The organism is Mixta mediterraneensis (genome assembly GCF_030283135.1).
In the GTDB taxonomy this organism is placed as follows: Bacteria; Pseudomonadota; Gammaproteobacteria; order Enterobacterales; family Enterobacteriaceae; genus Pantoea; species Pantoea mediterraneensis.
On the sequence record NZ_JASUAZ010000033.1, the window covers coordinates 1 to 19,583 of the forward strand.

Here is a 19,583-nt window from a genome sequence, read left to right on the forward strand (position 1 = left end):
GATAATTATCACCGGTACGTGCTTCGATCACTTTGTAAGCACTGGCGCCTTGCTCATCGGCTTTCTGAGAAAGCTCCGCACGATAATCCATCGGCGCGCCAGCAGTACCACTAATCGTTACTGTACCCGCAGGCTGCATGTTTTTTGCTTGCTGCCCAGTGACCAATTGCGCGGCAGAAGCGCCAAATGCGATAACTGAAAGCAGGCTCATTGTAGCGAGGGTTGTTTTGATTTTCATAATTCGTCTCCTTATTACAATCAACAACCTGCGGATTTCGAAGGTAAAGCGGGTCGTCGATGTTTACCAGGCGCCATGCGCCGGATCGGTTAATTATTTATACAGCTCAGCGGTTACGTGGTAAGTGTCGTCCTGATTATTCTCGATGACGCGGTAGTGGCTGGCCCCTTGCGCATCGGCTTTCTGAGAAAGCACTTCATGAATATTTGTCTGATCGCCTTCGCGACCACTGACGCTGATAGTCTGATTCATGGGTTGCAGATTCATTTTCTGCGCCTGTGTATTGGTAACCAGGCTGGCGGCGCTGGCACCAAATGAAACAACGGAAGCCAGGCTCAGTACGGCAAAAATCAATTTAGTTTTCATGGGCATTCTCCTGAAATTTGGTATCGGCAACCCGAAGTGCATGCGTGCGCTTCAAAAAGGCCGCCAGTTACCAGTTATCGGGTTCATTTAAACTTAGTTATACAGTTTGGCAGTCGCGTGATAGTTACCGTTGTTATAAGCCTCAATGACGCGATAGGCTTTTGCGCCTTGCTGATCGGCTTTATCACTCAACTTCTGATTAATATCCATTGGTGAGCCAGCTATACCGCTAACACTCACGGTGCCTACAGGTTGCATATTTTGCGCCTGGGCAGCATTGATAGAATCTGCTGCAACAGCACCGAATGACAATGCAGACAGAATGCTCAGGGTGGCGATAGTCGTTTTAACGTTCATTTATATATCCTCGTCGTCTGTTTTTATCTTTTAGTTGGTGTGATTTGCATCACGAAAATAAGTATATAACTAATAACGTCAGAAATTAATACTCTGCTAATAATGTTTTTTTGTGATTCTTTAACCTTATAGCTGGTTTTAATAACCGGACGTTATAAAAACCGGTGATAAAGTGACCATTAGTAGTTATTTTGATGTTAAAACAGTGACATACGTCACTTTATCTTTTTGTGCGAAAAATCCAGGTGGATATAGCTGGTAATTGTTTTTTGCCTGACAGAAGAAGCTAATTCTAGCATTTAAACCAGTGCAATATATCGATGATGGTAGAGTTTACCAAAAGGTATGACCAATATTTTACTTTTCAACACGAATGAGGGATGTGAAGTAAACCGTTGAATTTAAGCGGAAAAAGGCTGCTTTTTTCTGACGGATGCGAAGAGGGATAAAGCGTAACCGGCAGGTTAACTGCCGGTAGCCAAAGCGGGATTTATAGCTCTTGTTCGAATAAAACCAGAATAGCGTCGTACAGCTGCTTAACCGCAAAGGTCCGTGCGGGCGTAATGAAAATGGTGTCATCACCCGCAATGGTGCCAAGGATGCCTTCTGATTTTCCCAGCGAATCCAGCAGGCGCGCAATTAATTGCGCCGCGCCGGGACTGGTATGAATCACTATCAATGCATCGTTGTAATCAATGTCCAGCACCAAATTTTTCAGCGGGCTGGTCGTGGTTGGCACACCTAATTCAGCGGGTAAACAGTAAACCATCTCCATTTTGGCGTTACGGGTTCGCACTGCGCCAAATTTGGTCAGCATACGAGAAACCTTGGACTGGTTGATATTCTCGAAGCCTTCATCCTGCAATGCCTGAACAATTTCACCTTGGGAACTGAATTTTTCTTCTTTTAATAAAGCTTTGAACGCTTTGATCAGATCGTCTTGTTTTGATGGGTTTCGCATAGGCATCCAATAAAAAAGGGGAATAACCGGGATTCGGCCCACGGCATAACGATTATTATGCATAATAATGAATGGTTATGCAATTGATTGAAAATCGAGCAGGAGAAGCCGATTAGCGGGCGGGAATAATAGCAAAGAATAATGAGCAGACCAAAAAGTCTGCCTGGGTACGCATCGGGGCAAAGGTTGTAAAATTGTTATACTATAGGAGATGCAACAACAGATAACGAATATAGCTGTTCTCTGTCTGCAGACGGCAAAAAAATTGCCGGTCATTCAGGAATAAGATGATAAGTAAGGATAGAATCCAGCGCTTAAGCGCGTCATTACGTAAAATAAGCGCGGATAATTGTCATCGCCTGAGCAGTTGATTAAGGTCTGACACAGATGGAATTTCGGCTCTTCTCTGCCCACCTTAATAAGGAGTTAAGAATGAAAGTTGCCGTTCTCGGTGCTGCTGGCGGTATTGGCCAGGCGCTTGCACTTTTACTCAAAACGCAGCTTCCTGCAGGTTCAGAACTTTCTCTCTATGATATTGCCCCGGTAACGCCGGGCGTCGCGGTCGATCTCAGTCATATCCCTACCGCTGTGAAAATTCAGGGATTTAGCGGCGAAGATGCCACGCCTGCGCTACAGGGCGCCGATGTGGTATTGATGTCGGCTGGCGTAGCGCGTAAACCCGGCATGGACCGCGCCGACCTGTTTAATGTGAATGCCGGCATTGTGCGTAATCTGATTGACCAGGTTGCCCGCACGGCACCAAAAGCGCTGATCGGTGTGATCACTAACCCGGTTAATACCACCGTGGCGATTGCTGCGGAAGTTCTGAAAAAACATGGCGTCTACGATAAAAATCGTCTGTTTGGCGTTACCACACTGGATATTATTCGCGCTAATACTTTTGTGGCTGAACTGAAAGGCAAGTCGCCGGATGAGATTGAAGTACCGGTGATTGGCGGCCATTCAGGTGTGACCATCCTGCCGCTGCTTTCTCAGGTTAAAGGCATCAGCTTTAGCGATCAGGAAGTCGCGGATTTAACCAAACGTATTCAGAACGCCGGGACTGAAGTGGTGGAAGCCAAAGCAGGTGGCGGTTCAGCGACATTATCGATGGGGCAGGCTGCGGCACGTTTTGGTTTATCGCTGGTGCGGGCGTTACAGGGTGATGCCAACGTGGTGGAATGTGCTTATGTGGAAGGAGAGGGCGAATATGCACGCTTCTTCTCGCAACCGTTGTTGCTGGGCAAAAATGGCGTTGTAGAACGCAAATCGCCTGGTACATTAAGCACTTTTGAGCAGCAGGCTCTGCATAACATGCTTGAGACGCTGAAGAAAGATATTGTGCAGGGCGAAGAGTTTGTGAAGCAGTAAGCGAAAGGTAAACGGTAAAGCGCCCGGCATGTCCGGGCGCTGTCGTTTTGTTTACAGGCCGCCCGATTTAAAGGTGCGCGTAGCGGGCGTGCCGTTAGTTGCAGGCGCTTTCTTACCCAGCGTTTCCATACGCATCTGGAACGGGGGGAAGGGCATTTCAATGCCGTGTTGGTCAAAGCCTTGCAGAATCAGCTGATGCAGTTCATGACGTAGCGGCATACGGTGTCCCATTTCCGCCGCGTGAATACGCAGCTCAAATAGCTGTATCCCTTGTTGTAAATCAACCAGAAATGCTTCCGGCGGCGGGGTATCTAACACATAGCTGCAACGCTCAGCGGCCTGCTTCAGAATATTCGTCACTTCTTCACTATTCACTTTAGCGGGTGCCGGAATAGACAGTACCACGCGCGTGACCGAATCTGACAATGACCAGTTAACAAACTGCTCGGTGATAAACGCCTTGTTCGGCACGATAATCTCTTTGCGGTCCCAGTCCGTAATGGTAGTGGCACGGGTATTGATTTTGGTAATGCTGCCCGTGAGATCCCGGATAGTAACGGTATCGCCGATACGAATCGGTTTCTCAAACAGAATAATCAGGCCAGAGATAAAATTGGCAAAGATCTCTTGCAAACCAAAGCCTAAACCTACACCCAACGCAGCTACCAGCCATTGCAGTTTCGCCCATTCAATGCCAATCAGCGAGAAACCGAGCAGTCCACCGATCAGCAGCAACAAATATTTCGTCAGCGTGGTAATGGCATAACCGGTGCCGGGCGTTAAATCGAGGTGCTGGAGCAGCGCCAGTTCCAGCAGCGCGGGCATATTGCGTACCAGCTGAGTGGTAATGATAAACACCAGAATCGCAATCAACACCGAGCCAAGCGTAATCGGTTGTATGCTGTCTACGCCCTGTACCGACGAGTTGACGTCCCACAAGTGAATATTTTCAAGGAAGCCGAAGGCGGAGTGAATCTCCGACCACAACACAATCACTGACACTAGCGCAACCAGCGTAAGTAGCGAACGCACCAGCCGCAGTGATTGCGCGCTAATTGCATCGAGATCGATCACCGGCTCTTCTATCTCGATCGCATCCACATTCTGCGGGGCTTGTTCTTTCTCTTCTTCACTACGCGCACGGTTTGCCAGCATATCGGCACGGCGTTGCCGCGCACGATCAAAGCCAAGACGCCGACGCTGAATTAACATCCAGCGACGAATAATATGGTAGATAATCAGCAGTAAGAACCAGATTGCCACCGACGTTTCCAGACGTGCCAGCAGCACCTGCGCGGTTGCCAGATAACCAATCGCCGAGGCGAAGGCAGCAAGCAGCGGAATCGCAATCATCACATTCCACAACATACGGTTAATGATGTTTTCGCCGTTGCCTTCTTTATCCAGATAAAGCGGAATACCGGCACGCTTCAGGCTAACCGTAACCAGGCTGAGCGCGCCGCAAATCAGGATAAAGCACAGACGACCTAATGATGAGGAAAACTGGCGATCTTCCAGATTACCAAAAGCGATCAGCAGCATAATCAATGGGACAATCAGGCCAATACTCAGCGTGTAATAACGCATCGCACGTGCAACGCGGCTTTGCGGCCAGCGGAAGTGCACGATAAATAAACCGTTTGGACGGGCAAACGCGGCGCTGATCATAAACGCCCACAGCAAGGGCAGCGTGGCGGTGATGCCATCGCCAATCGCCACTGCAATAGGATAAGGCCAGGCATTTTGTAAACCGTACCCCAGCGCGCCCCACAACACGGGCAACGGCAGTGATACCAGAATCGACCAAAACACGGTGCGAATCGTCAGGCGGAAGCGATCCTGAGTCACTTTACCCACCTTACCCGCCGATCGTTCAAGAAACGCATGGTAATGGCGACGTGAGCTGATACTGAATCCCACCAGTAAAACAGCGCCGATGATAGGCAGCACCGTGGTTCGGCTGGTAAACATCATTGCCAGCGCTTTGCCAAGCTGACCCAGGGTGTCGAGTGACAGCAGGCGCGACAGATCTTTCGCCAGATCCAGCGGGTAGCTCAGGCTAACAGGGCTGACATCGGCGGTCCAGAACAGGTAGCGATGCGTTGCGTCTTTAACTTCCGTCAGTGCGTCTTGCAACTGCGTGTTCGCCACTTTTAATTTGGTAATCTCAAGGATCAACGTATCACAGCCCGAAATCAGCGAATTAAGCAGCTCGCCCTGCGTTTTCAGCTGGGCGTCAAGTATCCGTTTCTGTTCACTGGTAAATGGCTGACCATTAGCCTGATGCTTTGTGCGCAATGCGTCCTGACGTCCCAGCAGATCTTCGTAATACAGACGCTGTACGCGTAGCTGCGCCATTTCATTATCGATCTGCTGGGATTTAGGCATATCCGGCAACCGCGCCACCTGAGCACGTAACGCTTCCCCCAACAGGCTTGAGGCACCCAGCCATTGTGACTGTTCACGCAGCGTGGTAAGCGCCTGACGTACCTGAATGATTTGATTGGTGGCGAGACGTTGCTGGGAAGCCACTAAATCCATACGCTGCGCCTGCTGGTTTAGCGCGCCGGAAAGTTCACGGTTAACGCGGAATTGATCGCTGATTGCCGGAGGCAGATCACCGCTGTTTTCCGCCAGTTGCTCAGTTCGCGCTAACGCCAGTTCAGCTTCACGCTGACGTTGATCGTTAAGATGATTGCGCAGCGCCTGTAGATAGTTATCCAGCTGGGCTGCTTTGCGTTGATGAACTTCAGCGCGCATACGCGCCAGTTCCTGACGATTATTGGCTGACAGTTGCGCCAGCTCCAGCTCATCGACGCGTGCTTTATTAGCGGCATTTTCTGCCTGATGTGCCGCTAATTGCGTTTGAGATTGTGGGGCGGCACCACCGGTATCCGCGCTTTGTAAGCGACGCTCACTTTCCGTCATTGCACGGCGTGCTTCGGTTTGCTGTTGTGGCAGCTGAGACAGCGAATCGCTGATCTCGCGGGCGCGATCCTGTTCTTGCTGCGCCTGTCGTCCTTCTTCCAGCAGTTGGCTGCTGACCTGCAGAATCTCCTGATCCAGTTCGGTGCTGCTCATATTACTGCGGACCGGTTTAGGACTATCGTTTAGCGAGGCGATTTGCTGGCGCAGTTCACGCCCGAGCCGCGGGAAATCATCAATGACCTGTTGATACTGCTTTGCCCGCTCCTGAGAATTATCGCGCTCAGAAAGGAAATTAAGTGCGGCTTCGAGCGACTGGATCTGTTCCGCCTGCACTGGCGAGCTTTTAGCGGCTTTCACCTCTTCCAGCTGCTGTTTTAACTGGCTGGCTTCCGGCACACTGGCCGCCAACGCTGACGTGCTAAGCCATAAGCTCAGCAGCAAGAAGAGAATCGAACGCACGGGGAATACTCAATTTAATTGACGGTTACGTCAGGAATATCAGTTGCCAGCGGTAGCACCATTGCCAGCGGTTGGCCCAGACGCGTTTTGCTTTCGGCCTCCAGGCTTTCTGCCAGTTTCAGGCGACCCGGCGCAAACAGATTAATGACGGTAGAACCCAACTTAAAACGGCCCATTTCCTGGCCCTTTAGTAACACGACGGCACCTTCGTCATCAGCAGCCGGATAATGCCAGCGCTTAATCACCCCTTCACGCGGTGGCGTAATCGTGCCCGCCCAGACAGTTTCGATGCTGCCGACAATGGTGGCGCCTACCAGGATCTGTACCATGGGGCCAATATCGGTATCGAAATAGCAAATAACACGCTCGTTACGGGCAAAAAGGTTGGGAATATTGCGCGCCGTCAGAGGATTTACGGAATAGAGATCGCCCGGCACGTAAATCATTTCGCGCAGAATACCGTTACATGGCATGTGCACGCGATGGTAATCACGCGGTGCCAGATACGTCGTAACAAACTCGCCATCGCGAAACTGCGCTGCCATCTGCTCATTACCGGCCAGCAGTGCATCAATGGTGTAGTGATGCCCTTTAGCCTGGAAAATCTGATCCCCTTCGATGCGGCCCAGTTGACTGATTGCGCCATCGGCAGGCAGGACGAGCAGGTTGGCGTCGGGCTCAACCGGACGCGCGTCATCTTTTAGTGGGCGCACGAAGAAATCATTAAAGGTGCGATAGCTGGCGGTATCAGGCTTACGCGCTTCCGTCATGTCGACTTTGTAAAACCAGACGAAGATGTCGATGACCAGTTTGGTCAACCAACCACCGCGGCGACTGGCACCCCAACCGGCAAGTTCAGTCAGCCATTTTTTCGGGAGAATATGATTCAAGCCGAGTTTTAAACGATCAAACACCTTAGCCTCCTGGCTATTTATCGCGACATTTAGAAAAGGGGGCGGATTGTAACAGCGCCCCGGCCAGATGGCGAATACCAGCCGTTAATCCTCGCTGGCGAAGTTTTTACGTGTTTTCACCTGCGCCATGCTTTCCAGAATGCGATGATAGTTATCGAAACGGGAAATATCGATTTTACCTTCTTCTACCGCTTCGCGGATAGCGCAGCCAGGGTCGTTGCCATGCTTACAGTCACGGAACTTGCAATCGCCCAGAAACTCACGGAATTCGACAAATCCGCGGGTAATTTGTTCCGGTTCAAGGTGCCATAGACCAAACTCACGCACGCCCGGTGAATCAATCACATCGCCACCGTTGGGGAAGTGATACATACGCGCCGCAGTGGTGGTGTGCTGGCCGAGGCCGGAGACATCAGAGACGTCGTTAGTGAGGATCGCCGTTTCTTCCTCGCGATCAAGGCCAAGCAGGGCATTCAGCAGGCTGGATTTCCCTACACCGGACTGACCGGCAAAAATACTAATACGATCGTTAAGCGCTGCCTGTAATTCATCAAGGCCATTTTTCGCCCGGCTGGACACCATCAATACGCGATAGCCAATATTGCGATAAATAGCCATCTGCTCATCAACAAAGGCTCGCGCTTCTTCATCCAGCAGGTCGGTTTTATTCAGCACTAACAGCGGTTCGATATTCAGCGTTTCGCTGGCGACTAAATAACGATCAATAATATTGAGCGACAGTTCCGGCAGAATTGCCGAAACAACAATGATTTGATCGATATTAGCGGCGATAGGCTTAATGCCATCGTAAAAGTCCGGGCGGGTTAACACGCTGCTGCGTTCGTGCACCGCTTCGACGATCCCTTTTCCGCCACTGTGGGCAGGGCGCCAGACTACGCGATCGCCAGTGACCAACGAACGGATGGTACGACGGATATTGCAACGATGGGCAATGCCAGCACTGTCTTCGACATCGGCATGCATGCCAAAGCGGCTGACCACCACGCCATCCGCAGCTTCACCAAACAGGTTATCGTCAGCTTCCGGCAGATCTTTCCGCTGATTGAGACGACGCTGGTGGTTGGCGCTGACACGACGTTGTTGACCTTTTGACAGTTTATTTTTACTCACTCATCCTCACACGCTTTCTTGTCCGGCTTCGTACCAGGCTTCGCCCCACGGGGCAAAACGTCTATGATACACCCTAATTACAATGAATGACGACTACAGCAACGGCAGGAAACAGCATGGCGACGGGAAATGAAAATAATCTGATTTGGATTGATCTTGAGATGACGGGCCTCGATCCGGAACGCGATCGCATTATTGAAATCGCAACTATTGTGACCGATGCCGATTTAAACGTTCTGGCCGAAGGGCCAGTGATGGCGGTGCATCAGTCAGACGCACAGCTGGCATTAATGGATGACTGGAATGTGCGCACCCATACTAACAGCGGCTTAGTGGAACGCGTCAAAGCCAGCCAGTTTGACGATCGTGCGGCAGAGCGGGCCACGATTGAATTTCTGAAACAGTGGGTTCCGGCCAATACGTCGCCGATTTGTGGCAACAGCATTGGTCAGGATCGCCGCTTTTTATTTAAATATATGCCGGAACTGGAAGCGTACTTCCATTACCGTTATCTGGATGTCAGCACGCTAAAAGAGTTGGCGCGTCGCTGGAAGCCGGGCATTCTGCCGGGTTTCAAAAAAACCGGGACGCATCAGGCGCTGGATGACATTCGTGAGTCGATCGCCGAGCTGGTTTATTACCGCGAACATTTTTTACAGCTTTAGTGGCAGGCGGTGCGCATGAAATCGCCAGGTTGCTGATTTAATCGGCAAACGCATCGAAAGCGTAAAATTTTGCTTTCAGGCTCTTGCAGCAGCAACGTTTTCTCGTATAATGCGCACCCCGTACCGGTGAAGATTTTATTAACGGTACAAGGCGCGGGAATAGCTCAGTTGGTAGAGCACGACCTTGCCAAGGTCGGGGTCGCGAGTTCGAGTCTCGTTTCCCGCTCCAGATTTGTTTTAGCAGTATCCTCTTTGCGGGAATAGCTCAGTTGGTAGAGCACGACCTTGCCAAGGTCGGGGTCGCGAGTTCGAGTCTCGTTTCCCGCTCCAGATTTGTTTTAGCAGTATCCTTCTTTGCGGGAATAGCTCAGTTGGTAGAGCACGACCTTGCCAAGGTCGGGGTCGCGAGTTCGAGTCTCGTTTCCCGCTCCAGATTTTTGATTTTGTTAAATCAGCGATTTATTCAGGCGTTAACGGTTGTTGCCGTTAAAATTTCCCTGAAGGTTATCCACAACGCCGCACACCGTCATTTATGCCCTTCCGGCAGATCTACAAAACTGTTTTAAACAGAGTTATCCACAGTTTTCAACATTAAGCAAAGCGATAGCCCAGTTCTTAAAAAAACACAATTACATCTTAACTTGTTGAATAATAAGATAATGAGAATATTTCAATTTGTTAATTAACCCGCTTGCTAATGTTATGTCAGTTGAATGAAAACGGCTTTTTATTTTTATACACAAGGTGTGGAAAAGCTTTCAACACCTTTATTGTTCAATCATGCATCACGCGGTAACCCTTTCTCAACTGCACGTACTAACCGTTTTTGCTGAGCGGGCTGTACTTCGATGACAAGCTGTTCACGCTTCTTCTGCTGCTGTAATACCGCCCATTCAATATGCTCATCCAGTAAATTATGTTCTCCCAGACGTTGCTGCAAGGCTGGGACGATGCGTGCTGACCAGGGCGCGTTACCTAACGCCACAGCAATATTACGCAGCCAACGTAAATGTCCGATTCGACGAATAGCCGAGCCTTCGGTAATACGCAGGAATTTCGCTTCGTCCCAGCCAAAAAGTTCCATTAGCTCGGGCGCATGTAGCGCAGCGCGTGGCGAAAAATCAGCTTCGTCAGTGAGTTGTCCGTAGCGGTTCCATGGGCAGATCAACTGACAATCATCGCAGCCGTAAATCCGGTTACCCATTAAAGGACGGAGCGCTTCCGGTATCGCACCTTCCAGTTCAATGGTGAGGTAGGAGATGCAGCGGCGCGCATCAACCACATACGGTTCGACAATGGCGTTAGTCGGACAGATCGTCAGGCACGCAACACAACGTCCACAATTTTCTTCCTGTGGCGCATCTATCGGCAATGGCAGATCAATCAGTAGCTCACCAAGGAAAAACCAGGAACCGGTTTCGCGGTTGAGGATCAGTGAATGTTTGCCGGTCCAGCCCAGTCCAGCCTTGGCGGCCAGTGGACGTTCAAGCAGGGGCGCAGAGTCAACAAACGGGCGAAAATTAAGCTCGCCGCAATGGGTCTGGATCATTTCTCCGAGCTTTTTCAGTCGATTGCGCAATACTTTGTGGTAATCACGTCCTAAAGCATAACGGCTAACGTAACCCAGCTGGGGATTTTTCAGCGTGCTGGCAAAGGCAGCTTTTGCCGGAAGGTAATTCATGCGGACGCTGATGACGCGCAGCGTACCGGGCAACAGCTCGTGCGGCCTGGCTCGTATCATGCCGTGGCGCGCCATCCAGTCCATCTCGCCGTGATACTGCTTTTCCAGCCAGGCTTGCAGGCGCGGCTCTTCAATGCTGAGATCGGTATCGGTAATGCCGACCTGCTGAAAGCCGAGTTCCAGGCCCCACTGTTTAATCTGCTGAGCGAATTGATGAAGATCGAGAGGGTATGACATGAGCAACCAGGATTCGAAGAAAAACAGCCGCAGTTTACCATATTCTGTCTGGCCTGCGCAGGCGCTGGCACAGCTTGAACGTAAAGGGGCCGATACGCTCGGCATTACCTTATATGAACTGATGTTGCGTGCCGGTCAGGCTGCTTATGAACATATCAAAATGTACTGGCCTGAAGCTCAGCGCTGGTTGATTCTTTGTGGTCATGGGAACAACGGTGGCGATGGTTATGTGGTCGCGCGTCTGGCACAGGCGGCAGGTAAGCAGGTCACATTGCTGGCTTGTGAAGGCAACAAAGCGCTTCCCGAAGAGGCACAGACAGCGCGTGATGCCTGGCTTGAGGCGGGTGGTGAAATCCATGCCGCCGATGCAGCGTGGCCGGAAGAGGTGGATGTGATTGTCGATGCACTGCTGGGCACCGGCATTAATCGTGCGCCAGCGGAACCCTACGCAGCGCTTATCCGGCTGGCAAATGCGCATGCCGCGCCGGTTCTGGCTGTTGATATGCCGTCTGGATTGTTGGCCGCCAACGGCAGAGCGCCCGGCGAAGTCATTGATGCAACCCACACCTTAAGCGTGATTGCGCTGAAACCAGGCCAAATTACGGGCCAGGCCCGCGACTATACTGGCGAACTGCATTACACCGATTTAGGGCTCAGCACCTTTCTGTCGGGCGAATTGGCGCCCATGGCGCGTTATGACGTCAGCTTCCTGTCACACTGGTTGAAACCCCGTAAACCTACCTCACATAAAGGCAGCCAGGGACGTTTGTTGGTTGTCGGTGGCGATGCGGGAACTGCGGGCGCAATTCGCATGACGTCAGAAGCAGCGCTGCGCACCGGCAGCGGTTTAGTGCGAGTACTTACTCACAAAGATAATATCACCCCCATTCTGACCGCCCGCCCGGAAATCATGGTGGATGAATTGACGGATGAACGGTTGAATGAGGCCCTGGAATGGGCTGATGTGATTGCGATTGGCCCAGGATTAGGGCAGCGTGAATGGGGTAAGAAGGCGCTGAAAAGTGTTGCTGCGAGTGAAAAGCCCATGCTTTGGGACGCTGATGCACTTAACCTGCTGGCAATCAGTGCAGAGAAACGTCAGAATCGCATTATTACGCCACACCCTGGCGAAGCAGCGCGCCTGCTGGGAATTAAGACCAGTGAAATTGAGAGTGACCGCTTACATGCCGCACAGGAACTCGTGAATCGTTACGGCGGGGTGGCCGTGTTGAAAGGCGCAGGAACGATAATCGCCAGCGAAGCGGGTGAGATAGCTTTTGCTGATGTAGGGAATGCCGGGATGGCAACAGGCGGGATGGGTGATGTTCTCAGCGGCATTATCGCCTCGCTAATGGGACAAAAACTGGCGTTGTTTGATGCGGCTTGTGCAGGTTGTGTCGCGCACGGCGCAGCAGCCGATGCCGTGGCGGCACAACGAGGGACACGCGGCATGCTGGCAACAGACTTATTCGATTTGCTGTGGCAATTTGTTAATCCAAAGATGAATTAAGAAGCATGAAAACCTGTGTTATTTCTCTGCCCGACGAGGTAGCGACGCTCAGTCTGGGCGCACAACTGGCGCGCGCCTGTCACAGCGCGGCGGTAATCTATCTGTATGGCGATCTCGGCGCGGGTAAAACGACCTTTAGCCGCGGTTTTTTGCAGGCGTTAGGCCATCAGGGCAATGTCAAAAGCCCTACTTACACGCTGGTTGAGCCTTATACCGTGGGCGATCGATCGCTTTACCACTTTGACCTTTATCGCCTCGCCGACCCCGAAGAGCTTGAATTTATGGGCATTCGTGATTATTTCACCCAGGACGCAATTTGCCTGGTGGAATGGCCGCAACAGGGCGCTGGCTTTCTACCGTCACCGGATCTGGCGCTAACGTTACGTTATGTGGATACCGCACGAGAAGCTGAGCTGATCGCGCAATCACCGCTGGGCCAGACATGGATTGAACAGATTGAGCAAGGCAGGAACCCGGCATGATGTCACGGATGAAAATTGCGCTGATAACGCTCTTAATGCTGATCGCCACACCCCTGTTTGCCGCCAGTCTTTCCGACATTAAAGTCGCGAACGGCGATAGCCAGGCAACGATTACGCTGAGCTTTGCCGGTCAGCCAGTTTATGGTTTTTTCCCGCTGCATAACCCCGAGCGCGTCGTACTGGATATTCGCCAAAGCGGCGTGATTCAGGGATTGCCGCTTAATTTCAGCGGTGAAAACATTGTTAAACGCATTCGCACCAGCACACCAAAAGATAAGCAGAGCGTGCGTCTGGTATTTGAGCTAACTCAGTCAGGGAAAACGCGCGCAGTGACCCAGCGCAGCGGCAATAGTTATAAGGTGGTATTTACCATTCGGGGTACGCGCCCGGCTGCACGCAGCGCGCCTTCCCGCGTTCCGACACAAAGCGCCGCGGCCAGCAATCCGTTTAATGCGAATCCGGTCACCGCAGTGACCAGCACAACAAACACTGTGCGACCTGGCACCCCGTTAAATCGCAACGATACGGTGATTGTGGCGATTGATGCCGGGCACGGTGGTCAGGATCCTGGCGCGATAGGCCAAAACGGTTTGAAAGAGAAAAACGTCACTATTGCGATTGCCCGCAAGCTGAAAGTTTTGCTGAACAACGATCCAATGTTCAAAGGGGTGCTCACGCGTGACGGTGACTATTTTATTTCGGTGATGGGTCGTTCTGACGTGGCGCGTAAGGCCAATGCCAACGTGCTGGTTTCGGTTCACGCCGATGCTGCCCCCAGCCATGCCGCGACGGGGGCCTCGGTGTGGGTATTATCGAATCGTCGCGCCAACAGCGAAATGGCCAACTGGCTGGAACAGAAAGAGAAACAGTCTGAGTTACTGGGCGGGGCCGGTGATTTGCTGGCGAACAGCCAAGCCGATCCCTATCTCAGTCAGGCGGTACTTGATCTGCAATTCGGTCATTCACAGCGTGTCGGCTATGACATTGCGCTGAAAGTTTTGCAGCAGCTGCGTGGCGTCGCATCGCTGCATAAACGTCTTCCTGAGCATGCCAGCCTTGGCGTGCTTCGTTCACCGGATATTCCTTCGCTATTAGTGGAAACCGGATTTATCAGTAACACCTCGGAGGAGCGACTGCTTGGCAGTAGCGCACACCAGGAAAAAATTGCACAGTCGATCTATAAAGGTCTGCGCACTTATTTTCTGGCGCACCCGCTACAATCGGTCCCAAAGGAGGAAAACCGGCCAGCCGGTTCGCAGCCAGCGATTAGCGTCACCAGCCATCCGGCAACGGGCGTGACACAATATACAGGCGCCACCCAACGACATACGGTGACTCGCGGTGAAACGCTTTCCGGAATCGCCGCTAAATATGGCGTCAGCATGGCAACATTACGTGAAATGAATCGCCTGAAACGTGATGTGGTCTGGGTGGGACAACGCCTGAAAGTGCCGGCCAGTGCCGCTGCCAGTCGCGTGACGGCATCGCGAAGTCCGGTGCGCCATAAAGTGGTACGGGGAGATTCGCTCACCGGCATTGCGGCGCATTACGGCGTTAGTGCAAAAGCGATTATGCAGGCGAATAACTTGAAATCAACCAACGTGATGTTAGGCCAAAATCTGAAGATTCCAGCGTCCTGACTGTTTACCCGGCCAGTACGCCGGGCCGCCAGCTAGAAGGATAACCACTATGCCGATTCAAATTTTACCCCCGCAACTGGCCAATCAGATTGCAGCGGGCGAAGTGGTTGAACGTCCTGCATCGGTTGTAAAAGAGCTGGTGGAAAACAGCCTCGATGCCGGAGCGACCCGCATTGATGTAGAGATTGAGAAGGGCGGTGCCAGGCTAATCCGTATTCGTGACAACGGCTGTGGCATCAACAAGGCAGAACTGGCGATGGCACTGGCGCGTCATGCCACCAGTAAAATCGCTTCGCTGGATGATCTCGAAGCCATTATGAGCCTCGGTTTCCGCGGAGAAGCGTTGGCCAGTATCAGCTCGGTGTCGCGTTTGACGTTGACGTCGCGTACCGCCGGGCAAAACGAAGCCTGGCAAGCGTATGCAGAAGGGCGTGATATGGATGTGACGGTGAAACCGGCGGCGCATCCTTGTGGTACTACGCTAGAAGTGCTCGATCTGTTTTATAACACGCCGGCACGTCGCAAATTCATGCGCACTGAAAAAACGGAATTTACTCATATTGATGAAGTTATTCGTCGCATTGCGCTGGCGCGTTTTGACGTGGCTATTTCGCTCAGCCACAACGGTAAATTAATGCGCCAGTATCGTGCAGTGAGTGACGAAAAACAGCGCGAGCGTCGCTTAGGCGCCATTTGCGGCACTGCATTTATGCAGCATGCCTTGCGTATTGACTGGCAACATGACGGTCTCGGTTTACGTGGTTGGGTAGTCGATCCCAGCGGTTCACGTCAGGTCAGCGACTTACAATATTGCTACGTTAATGGCCGCATGATGCGCGACAAATTGATTAATCATGCTATTCGTCAGGCTTTTCAGACCCAGTTGCAGGACGATCAGCAACCAGCTTATGTACTTTATCTGGAGATCGATCCGCATCAGGTGGATGTGAATGTGCATCCGGCCAAACATGAAGTTCGCTTTCATCAGTCGCGGCTGGTACATGACTTTATCTATCAAGGTGTGATGAGCGTATTGCAGGCAAGCGCGACGGCTTTGTCAACTACGCTGCATGCCGAAGAACCTGCGCCACGCTGGCAGCCGGAAAACCGCCAGGCGGCGGGCGGCAATCACTTTGCTCAACCGGCAGCGCGTCGCAGTGACGGCGCGTCCGCGTTACCGGCCTGGCAGGCAAAGGAAAACACTTACAGCAAGCGGGAAGGCGCCGTTTATCAACATCTGTTGAAAACACCGCAGGCCAGCGCAGCTGAGCCCGCTCCACGCCCTGCGGCAAAAGAGCCGCCGTTAGCCGCACATGCTCAAAGCTTTGGTCGCCTGTTAACCGTATTGCAGAACCAGTACGCGCTGCTGGAGCAGGGTGAAAACCTATTGTTAATGGCCTTGCCGATCGCATCACGCTGGCTGAAGCAGGCGCAATTGCAGCCCGGCGAAACCGGATTAAAACCACAGCCGCTATTGATCCCTGTTCGGCTAAAAATTGCCGGGCCTGAGCGCGTAACCGCGCAGGAAAATACCAGCCTGCTCAGCCAGATGGGCATCGATTTACAGGCAGAGGGAGACCACCTGATCCTGCGCGCGGTGCCTTTACCATTACGAACACAAAATTTACAAATCTTGATTCCTGAACTGTTAGGCTATTTAGCTCGACAGCAAGCGCCCTCCGCTACGCAGCTGGCCCAATGGCTGGCTCGACGTGAAGACCGAGAGGCGCAAAACTGGAATCACTCGCAGGCGATTACTTTGGTGGCTGAGCTGGAACGGCTTTGTCCGCAGCTATTGAAATCGCCGCCTTCAGGCTTGTTGCAGGCCCTAGAGATTGAGAGCGCGATTAACGCGTTGAAGCATGAGTGAACTAAACCAGGCTGGCCGGCCCAAGGCTATTTTTTTGATGGGACCCACCGCTTCAGGCAAGACTGCTTTAGCGATTGCACTGCGAAAGCAGCTGCCAGTGGAACTTATCAGCGTAGATTCTGCCTTAATCTATCGTCAGATGGATATTGGCACGGCGAAACCGTCGGCTGAAGAGTTAGCGCTGGCTCCCCATCGTTTGTTGGACATCCGCGATCCCGCAGAAGTTTATTCGGCTGCGGAGTTTCGTCGCGATGCGTTAGCAGAAATGGCGGATATCGTTCAAAGTGGACGTATTCCGTTGCTTGTTGGTGGAACTATGCTCTACTTCAAGGCGTTACTTGAAGGATTGTCGCCGTTGCCCTCGGCCGATCCTGACGTTCGTCAGCGGATAGAGAAAATGGCGCGCGATAAAGGGTGGGAAGCCTTACACCGCCAACTGTATGAAATCGATCCCGTTGCCGGCAGTCGTATTCATCCGAATGATCCGCAGAGACTTTCGCGAGCACTGGAAGTTTTTTTTATTTCGGGTAAAACTTTAACGGAACTGACAAAAACGTCCGGCGAAGCGTTACCCTACGACGTGTATCAGTTTGCCATCGCCCCCGCGAGCCGCGAACTGTTACACCAGCGCATCGCGTTGCGTTTTGAGCAGATGTTAGCGTCAGGATTTGAAGCGGAGTCTCGGGCCCTGTTTGCACGAGGTGATTTGCATACGGATATGCCTTCCATTCGTTGTGTGGGCTATCGTCAGATGTGGTCTTATTTGGCTGGCGAAATCGATTACAACGAGATGGTTTATCGGGGAATTTGCGCAACCCGGCAACTCGCTAAGCGCCAAATGACGTGGTTACGCGGTTGGGAAAACGTTCACTGGTTAGACAGTGACAAGCCCCAGTTAGCGCGTGATGCGGTGTTACAGGTTCTTAGTGCGAAGCATGGGTGATTGTGTACAATTGATGGGGTATCGTGCGCAAATTTTTACGCAGTTTTTTCAGAACTATAGGTTCTACAAGCAACAAACAACAAGCATATAAGGAAAAGATAGAATGGCTAAGGGGCAATCATTACAAGACCCGTTTTTGAACGCATTGCGTCGTGAACGTGTTCCGGTTTCGATTTATTTGGTTAACGGTATTAAGCTGCAAGGTCAAATCGAATCATTTGATCAGTTTGTCATTTTATTGAAGAACACGGTAAGCCAGATGGTATATAAACATGCCATTTCTACTGTTGTTCCATCGCGCCCGGTTTCTCACCATAGCAACAATACCGCCGGCGGTGGCAGCAATAATTACCATCATAGCGGCAGCACGCCATCTGCGCAGCCGCAGCCACAACAAGACGGTGATAACGCAGAATAAGGCGTCGCCGTGCAGCCAGGACCGGGAAGCGTTAACTGTTTTCCGTCCTGGTCTTTTATTTTTAGCGAGGTTATAGCTTGTTTGACCGTTATGATGCCGGTGAGCAGGCCGTACTGGTACACATCTGGTTCTCCCAAGACAAAGAGATAGAAGATCTACAGGAGTTCGAAACCCTGGTTTCTTCTGCTGGCGTGGAAGCACTGCAAGTCGTCACCGGCAGTCGTAAAGCGCCACATCCAAAATATTTTGTCGGTGAAGGAAAGGCCGTTGAAATTGCCGATGCGGTGAAATCAAGTGGAGCATCGGTCGTATTATTCGATCATGCCTTAACACCCGCTCAGGAAAGAAACCTGGAGCGCCTCTGTGAATGCCGTGTGATTGATCGCACTGGCTTAATCCTTGACATTTTTGCCCAGCGCGCCCGCACTCACGAAGGTAAATTACAGGTCGAGTTGGCTCAGTTGCGCCACCTTTCTACGCGCCTGGTACGAGGCTGGACACACCTTGAACGCCAGAAAGGCGGTATTGGCCTGCGTGGCCCAGGTGAAACACAGCTAGAAACGGACCGTCGTTTATTACGTGGCCGCATTAGCCAAATTCTTTCCCGACTTGAGCGTGTTGAAAAACAGCGCGAACAGGGACGACAGGCGCGTGCCAAAGCCGACGTACCGACTGTTTCGCTGGTGGGTTACACCAACGCCGGAAAGTCCACGCTGTTTAACGCTATAACGTCTGCCAATGTTTATGCGGCGGATCAACTGTTTGCGACTCTCGATCCCACCTTACGTCGTCTTAACGTGGCCGATGTGGGGGAAGTGGTGCTGGCTGATACCGTTGGATTTATTCGCCATCTACCGCATGATTTAGTTGCTGCTTTTAAAGCCACACTGCAGGAAACGCGTCAGGCGACACTGCTGCTCCATGTGATTGATGGCGCAGACGTGCGGCTGAATGAAAATATCGAAGCAGTGGATACGGTATTAGAAGAGATCGAAGCGGACGAAATCCCCAAGCTTTTGATCATGAATAAGATCGATATGCTCGACAATTTTGAGCCGCGTATCGATCGCAATGAGGAAAACGTGCCCATTCGTGTTTGGCTTTCAGCCCAAACTGGCGAGGGGATTTCCTTATTGTGGCAAGCGCTGTCGGAGCGCCTGTCGGGTGAAATTGCCCAATACGATTTACGTCTGCCACCGGAAGCGGGGCGCTTGCGCAGCCGTTTCTATCAGTTGCAGGCGATTGAGAAAGAGTGGAACGAAGAAGACGGCAGTGTGGGTTTGCACGTTCGGATGCCAGTCGTTGACTGGCGCCGTTTATGTAAACAGGAACCGTCGCTGACCAGTTACATTGTTTGATATTGCCCAATCGAACTTACCAGCTTTCAGATTGTAGCCAGGCGGTAATTGAGC

General features: G+C 51.8%; 17 protein-coding genes and 3 tRNA genes. 12 read left to right on the forward strand and 8 right to left on the reverse strand.

Translation table 11 applies throughout. From position 1 onward, the window contains the following. The 4 genes from QRY16_RS16135 to argR form a co-directional block, all read right to left on the reverse strand. Window positions 1–238: YdgH/BhsA/McbA-like domain containing protein (locus QRY16_RS16135; protein ID WP_289777323.1), on the reverse strand; the 238-nt coding region annotated here is incomplete at its 3' end. A gap of 93 nt (window positions 239–331) precedes the next feature. Beyond that, the gene (locus QRY16_RS16140; RefSeq protein WP_289777324.1) at window positions 332–604 is read right to left on the reverse strand and encodes a YdgH/BhsA/McbA-like domain containing protein; all 273 of its coding nucleotides are present in this window, start codon (window positions 602–604) and stop codon (window positions 332–334) included. A gap of 93 nt (window positions 605–697) precedes the next feature. Then, window positions 698–961, reverse strand: coding sequence for a peroxide/acid stress response protein YhcN (gene yhcN / locus QRY16_RS16145; protein ID WP_193405688.1), 264 nt, complete (start codon window positions 959–961; stop codon window positions 698–700). Between the two features lie 490 nt (window positions 962–1,451). Then, entirely contained in the window at window positions 1,452–1,922 is a 471-nt protein-coding gene (gene argR / locus QRY16_RS16150; RefSeq protein WP_193405725.1) for a transcriptional regulator ArgR, read from the reverse strand. Window positions 1,923–2,354: 432 nt separating this feature from the next. Here argR and mdh point away from each other — a divergent pair, with 432 nt between their 5' ends. Then, a complete protein-coding gene (gene mdh, locus QRY16_RS16155; RefSeq protein WP_289777325.1) occupies window positions 2,355–3,293 on the forward strand; it encodes a malate dehydrogenase in 939 nt (312 codons plus the stop codon). A 51-nt stretch (window positions 3,294–3,344) separates the two neighbouring features. Here mdh and mscM read toward each other — a convergent pair whose 3' ends face one another. The 3 genes from mscM to rsgA all read right to left on the reverse strand — a co-directional run bounded on the left by mscM (window position 3,345) and on the right by rsgA (window position 8,725). Then, entirely contained in the window at window positions 3,345–6,680 is a 3,336-nt protein-coding gene (gene mscM / locus QRY16_RS16160; RefSeq protein WP_289777326.1) for a miniconductance mechanosensitive channel MscM, read from the reverse strand. A gap of 14 nt (window positions 6,681–6,694) precedes the next feature. Further along, window positions 6,695–7,594 carry an archaetidylserine decarboxylase gene (gene asd / locus QRY16_RS16165; protein ID WP_193405691.1) on the reverse strand — a complete coding sequence of 300 codons (900 nt, stop codon included), beginning with the start codon at window positions 7,592–7,594 and terminating at the stop codon, window positions 6,695–6,697. An 84-nt stretch (window positions 7,595–7,678) separates the two neighbouring features. Then, window positions 7,679–8,725: a small ribosomal subunit biogenesis GTPase RsgA gene (gene rsgA / locus QRY16_RS16170; RefSeq protein ID WP_289777327.1), complete on the reverse strand. Its 1,047-nt coding sequence runs from the start codon at window positions 8,723–8,725 to the stop codon at window positions 7,679–7,681. A 116-nt stretch (window positions 8,726–8,841) separates the two neighbouring features. On the opposite strand from rsgA, the gene orn reads away from it, so the two are divergent. The 4 genes from orn to QRY16_RS16190 all read left to right on the forward strand — a co-directional run bounded on the left by orn (window position 8,842) and on the right by QRY16_RS16190 (window position 9,822). Continuing rightward, window positions 8,842–9,390, forward strand: a complete 549-nt coding sequence (orn, locus tag QRY16_RS16175) for an oligoribonuclease (RefSeq protein WP_193405693.1) — start codon at window positions 8,842–8,844, stop codon at window positions 9,388–9,390. A gap of 153 nt (window positions 9,391–9,543) precedes the next feature. Further along, window positions 9,544–9,619 (forward strand) — tRNA-Gly (locus tag QRY16_RS16180). A gap of 25 nt (window positions 9,620–9,644) precedes the next feature. Then, window positions 9,645–9,720 (forward strand) — tRNA-Gly (locus QRY16_RS16185). A 26-nt stretch (window positions 9,721–9,746) separates the two neighbouring features. Next, window positions 9,747–9,822: transfer RNA gene (locus QRY16_RS16190), tRNA-Gly, on the forward strand. 346 nt (window positions 9,823–10,168) lie between these two features. Here QRY16_RS16190 and queG read toward each other — a convergent pair. Then, entirely contained in the window at window positions 10,169–11,308 is a 1,140-nt protein-coding gene (queG, locus tag QRY16_RS16195) for a tRNA epoxyqueuosine(34) reductase QueG (RefSeq protein WP_289777328.1), read from the reverse strand. Here queG and nnr point away from each other — a divergent pair. From nnr to hflX, 7 genes are all read left to right on the forward strand, one after another. After that, on the forward strand, window positions 11,307–12,818 hold the full coding sequence (nnr, locus tag QRY16_RS16200; RefSeq protein ID WP_289777329.1) for a bifunctional ADP-dependent NAD(P)H-hydrate dehydratase/NAD(P)H-hydrate epimerase: 1,512 nt from the start codon (window positions 11,307–11,309) through the stop codon (window positions 12,816–12,818). The two genes, queG and nnr, sit on opposite strands and share 2 nt — an antisense overlap. 5 nt (window positions 12,819–12,823) lie before the next feature. After that, a complete protein-coding gene (tsaE, locus tag QRY16_RS16205) occupies window positions 12,824–13,300 on the forward strand; it encodes a tRNA (adenosine(37)-N6)-threonylcarbamoyltransferase complex ATPase subunit type 1 TsaE (protein WP_289777330.1) in 477 nt (158 codons plus the stop codon). Continuing rightward, complete coding sequence (gene amiB, locus QRY16_RS16210) at window positions 13,297–14,940, forward strand: N-acetylmuramoyl-L-alanine amidase AmiB (RefSeq protein ID WP_289777331.1); 1,644 nt, start codon at window positions 13,297–13,299, stop codon at window positions 14,938–14,940. Before tsaE ends, amiB begins: the two co-directional genes overlap by 4 nt. Before the next feature lie 49 nt (window positions 14,941–14,989). Then, window positions 14,990–16,810 (forward strand): DNA mismatch repair endonuclease MutL, encoded by a 1,821-nt coding sequence (mutL, locus tag QRY16_RS16215; RefSeq protein ID WP_289777332.1) that lies wholly within the window; start codon window positions 14,990–14,992, stop codon window positions 16,808–16,810. Continuing rightward, window positions 16,803–17,753, forward strand: a complete 951-nt coding sequence (miaA, locus tag QRY16_RS16220; RefSeq protein WP_289777333.1) for a tRNA (adenosine(37)-N6)-dimethylallyltransferase MiaA — start codon at window positions 16,803–16,805, stop codon at window positions 17,751–17,753. Before mutL ends, miaA begins: the two co-directional genes overlap by 8 nt. Window positions 17,754–17,856: 103 nt before the next feature. Continuing rightward, window positions 17,857–18,171: an RNA chaperone Hfq gene (gene hfq / locus QRY16_RS16225; RefSeq protein WP_193405700.1), complete on the forward strand. Its 315-nt coding sequence runs from the start codon at window positions 17,857–17,859 to the stop codon at window positions 18,169–18,171. A 77-nt stretch (window positions 18,172–18,248) separates the two neighbouring features. After that, window positions 18,249–19,529, forward strand: coding sequence for a ribosome rescue GTPase HflX (gene hflX, locus QRY16_RS16230; protein WP_289777334.1), 1,281 nt, complete (start codon window positions 18,249–18,251; stop codon window positions 19,527–19,529). The last annotated feature ends 54 nt before the right edge of the window (window positions 19,530–19,583 follow it).

What these genes read in the sequence shown, in the direction of transcription:
- QRY16_RS16140 (WP_289777324.1), bottom strand. Translation starts at nt 604, where the DNA reads ATGAAAACTAAATTGATTTTTGCCGTACTGAGCCTGGCTTCCGTTGTT.
- yhcN (WP_193405688.1), bottom strand. Translation starts at nt 961, where the DNA reads ATGAACGTTAAAACGACTATCGCCACCCTGAGCATTCTGTCTGCATTG.
- argR (WP_193405725.1), bottom strand. Translation starts at nt 1,922, where the DNA reads ATGCGAAACCCATCAAAACAAGACGATCTGATCAAAGCGTTCAAAGCT.
- mdh (WP_289777325.1), top strand. Translation starts at nt 2,355, where the DNA reads ATGAAAGTTGCCGTTCTCGGTGCTGCTGGCGGTATTGGCCAGGCGCTT.
- orn (WP_193405693.1), top strand. Translation starts at nt 8,842, where the DNA reads ATGGCGACGGGAAATGAAAATAATCTGATTTGGATTGATCTTGAGATG.
- nnr (WP_289777329.1), top strand. Translation starts at nt 11,307, where the DNA reads ATGAGCAACCAGGATTCGAAGAAAAACAGCCGCAGTTTACCATATTCT.
- queG (WP_289777328.1), bottom strand. Translation starts at nt 11,308, where the DNA reads ATGTCATACCCTCTCGATCTTCATCAATTCGCTCAGCAGATTAAACAG.
- tsaE (WP_289777330.1), top strand. Translation starts at nt 12,824, where the DNA reads ATGAAAACCTGTGTTATTTCTCTGCCCGACGAGGTAGCGACGCTCAGT.
- amiB (WP_289777331.1), top strand. Translation starts at nt 13,297, where the DNA reads ATGATGTCACGGATGAAAATTGCGCTGATAACGCTCTTAATGCTGATC.
- mutL (WP_289777332.1), top strand. Translation starts at nt 14,990, where the DNA reads ATGCCGATTCAAATTTTACCCCCGCAACTGGCCAATCAGATTGCAGCG.
- miaA (WP_289777333.1), top strand. Translation starts at nt 16,803, where the DNA reads ATGAGTGAACTAAACCAGGCTGGCCGGCCCAAGGCTATTTTTTTGATG.
- hfq (WP_193405700.1), top strand. Translation starts at nt 17,857, where the DNA reads ATGGCTAAGGGGCAATCATTACAAGACCCGTTTTTGAACGCATTGCGT.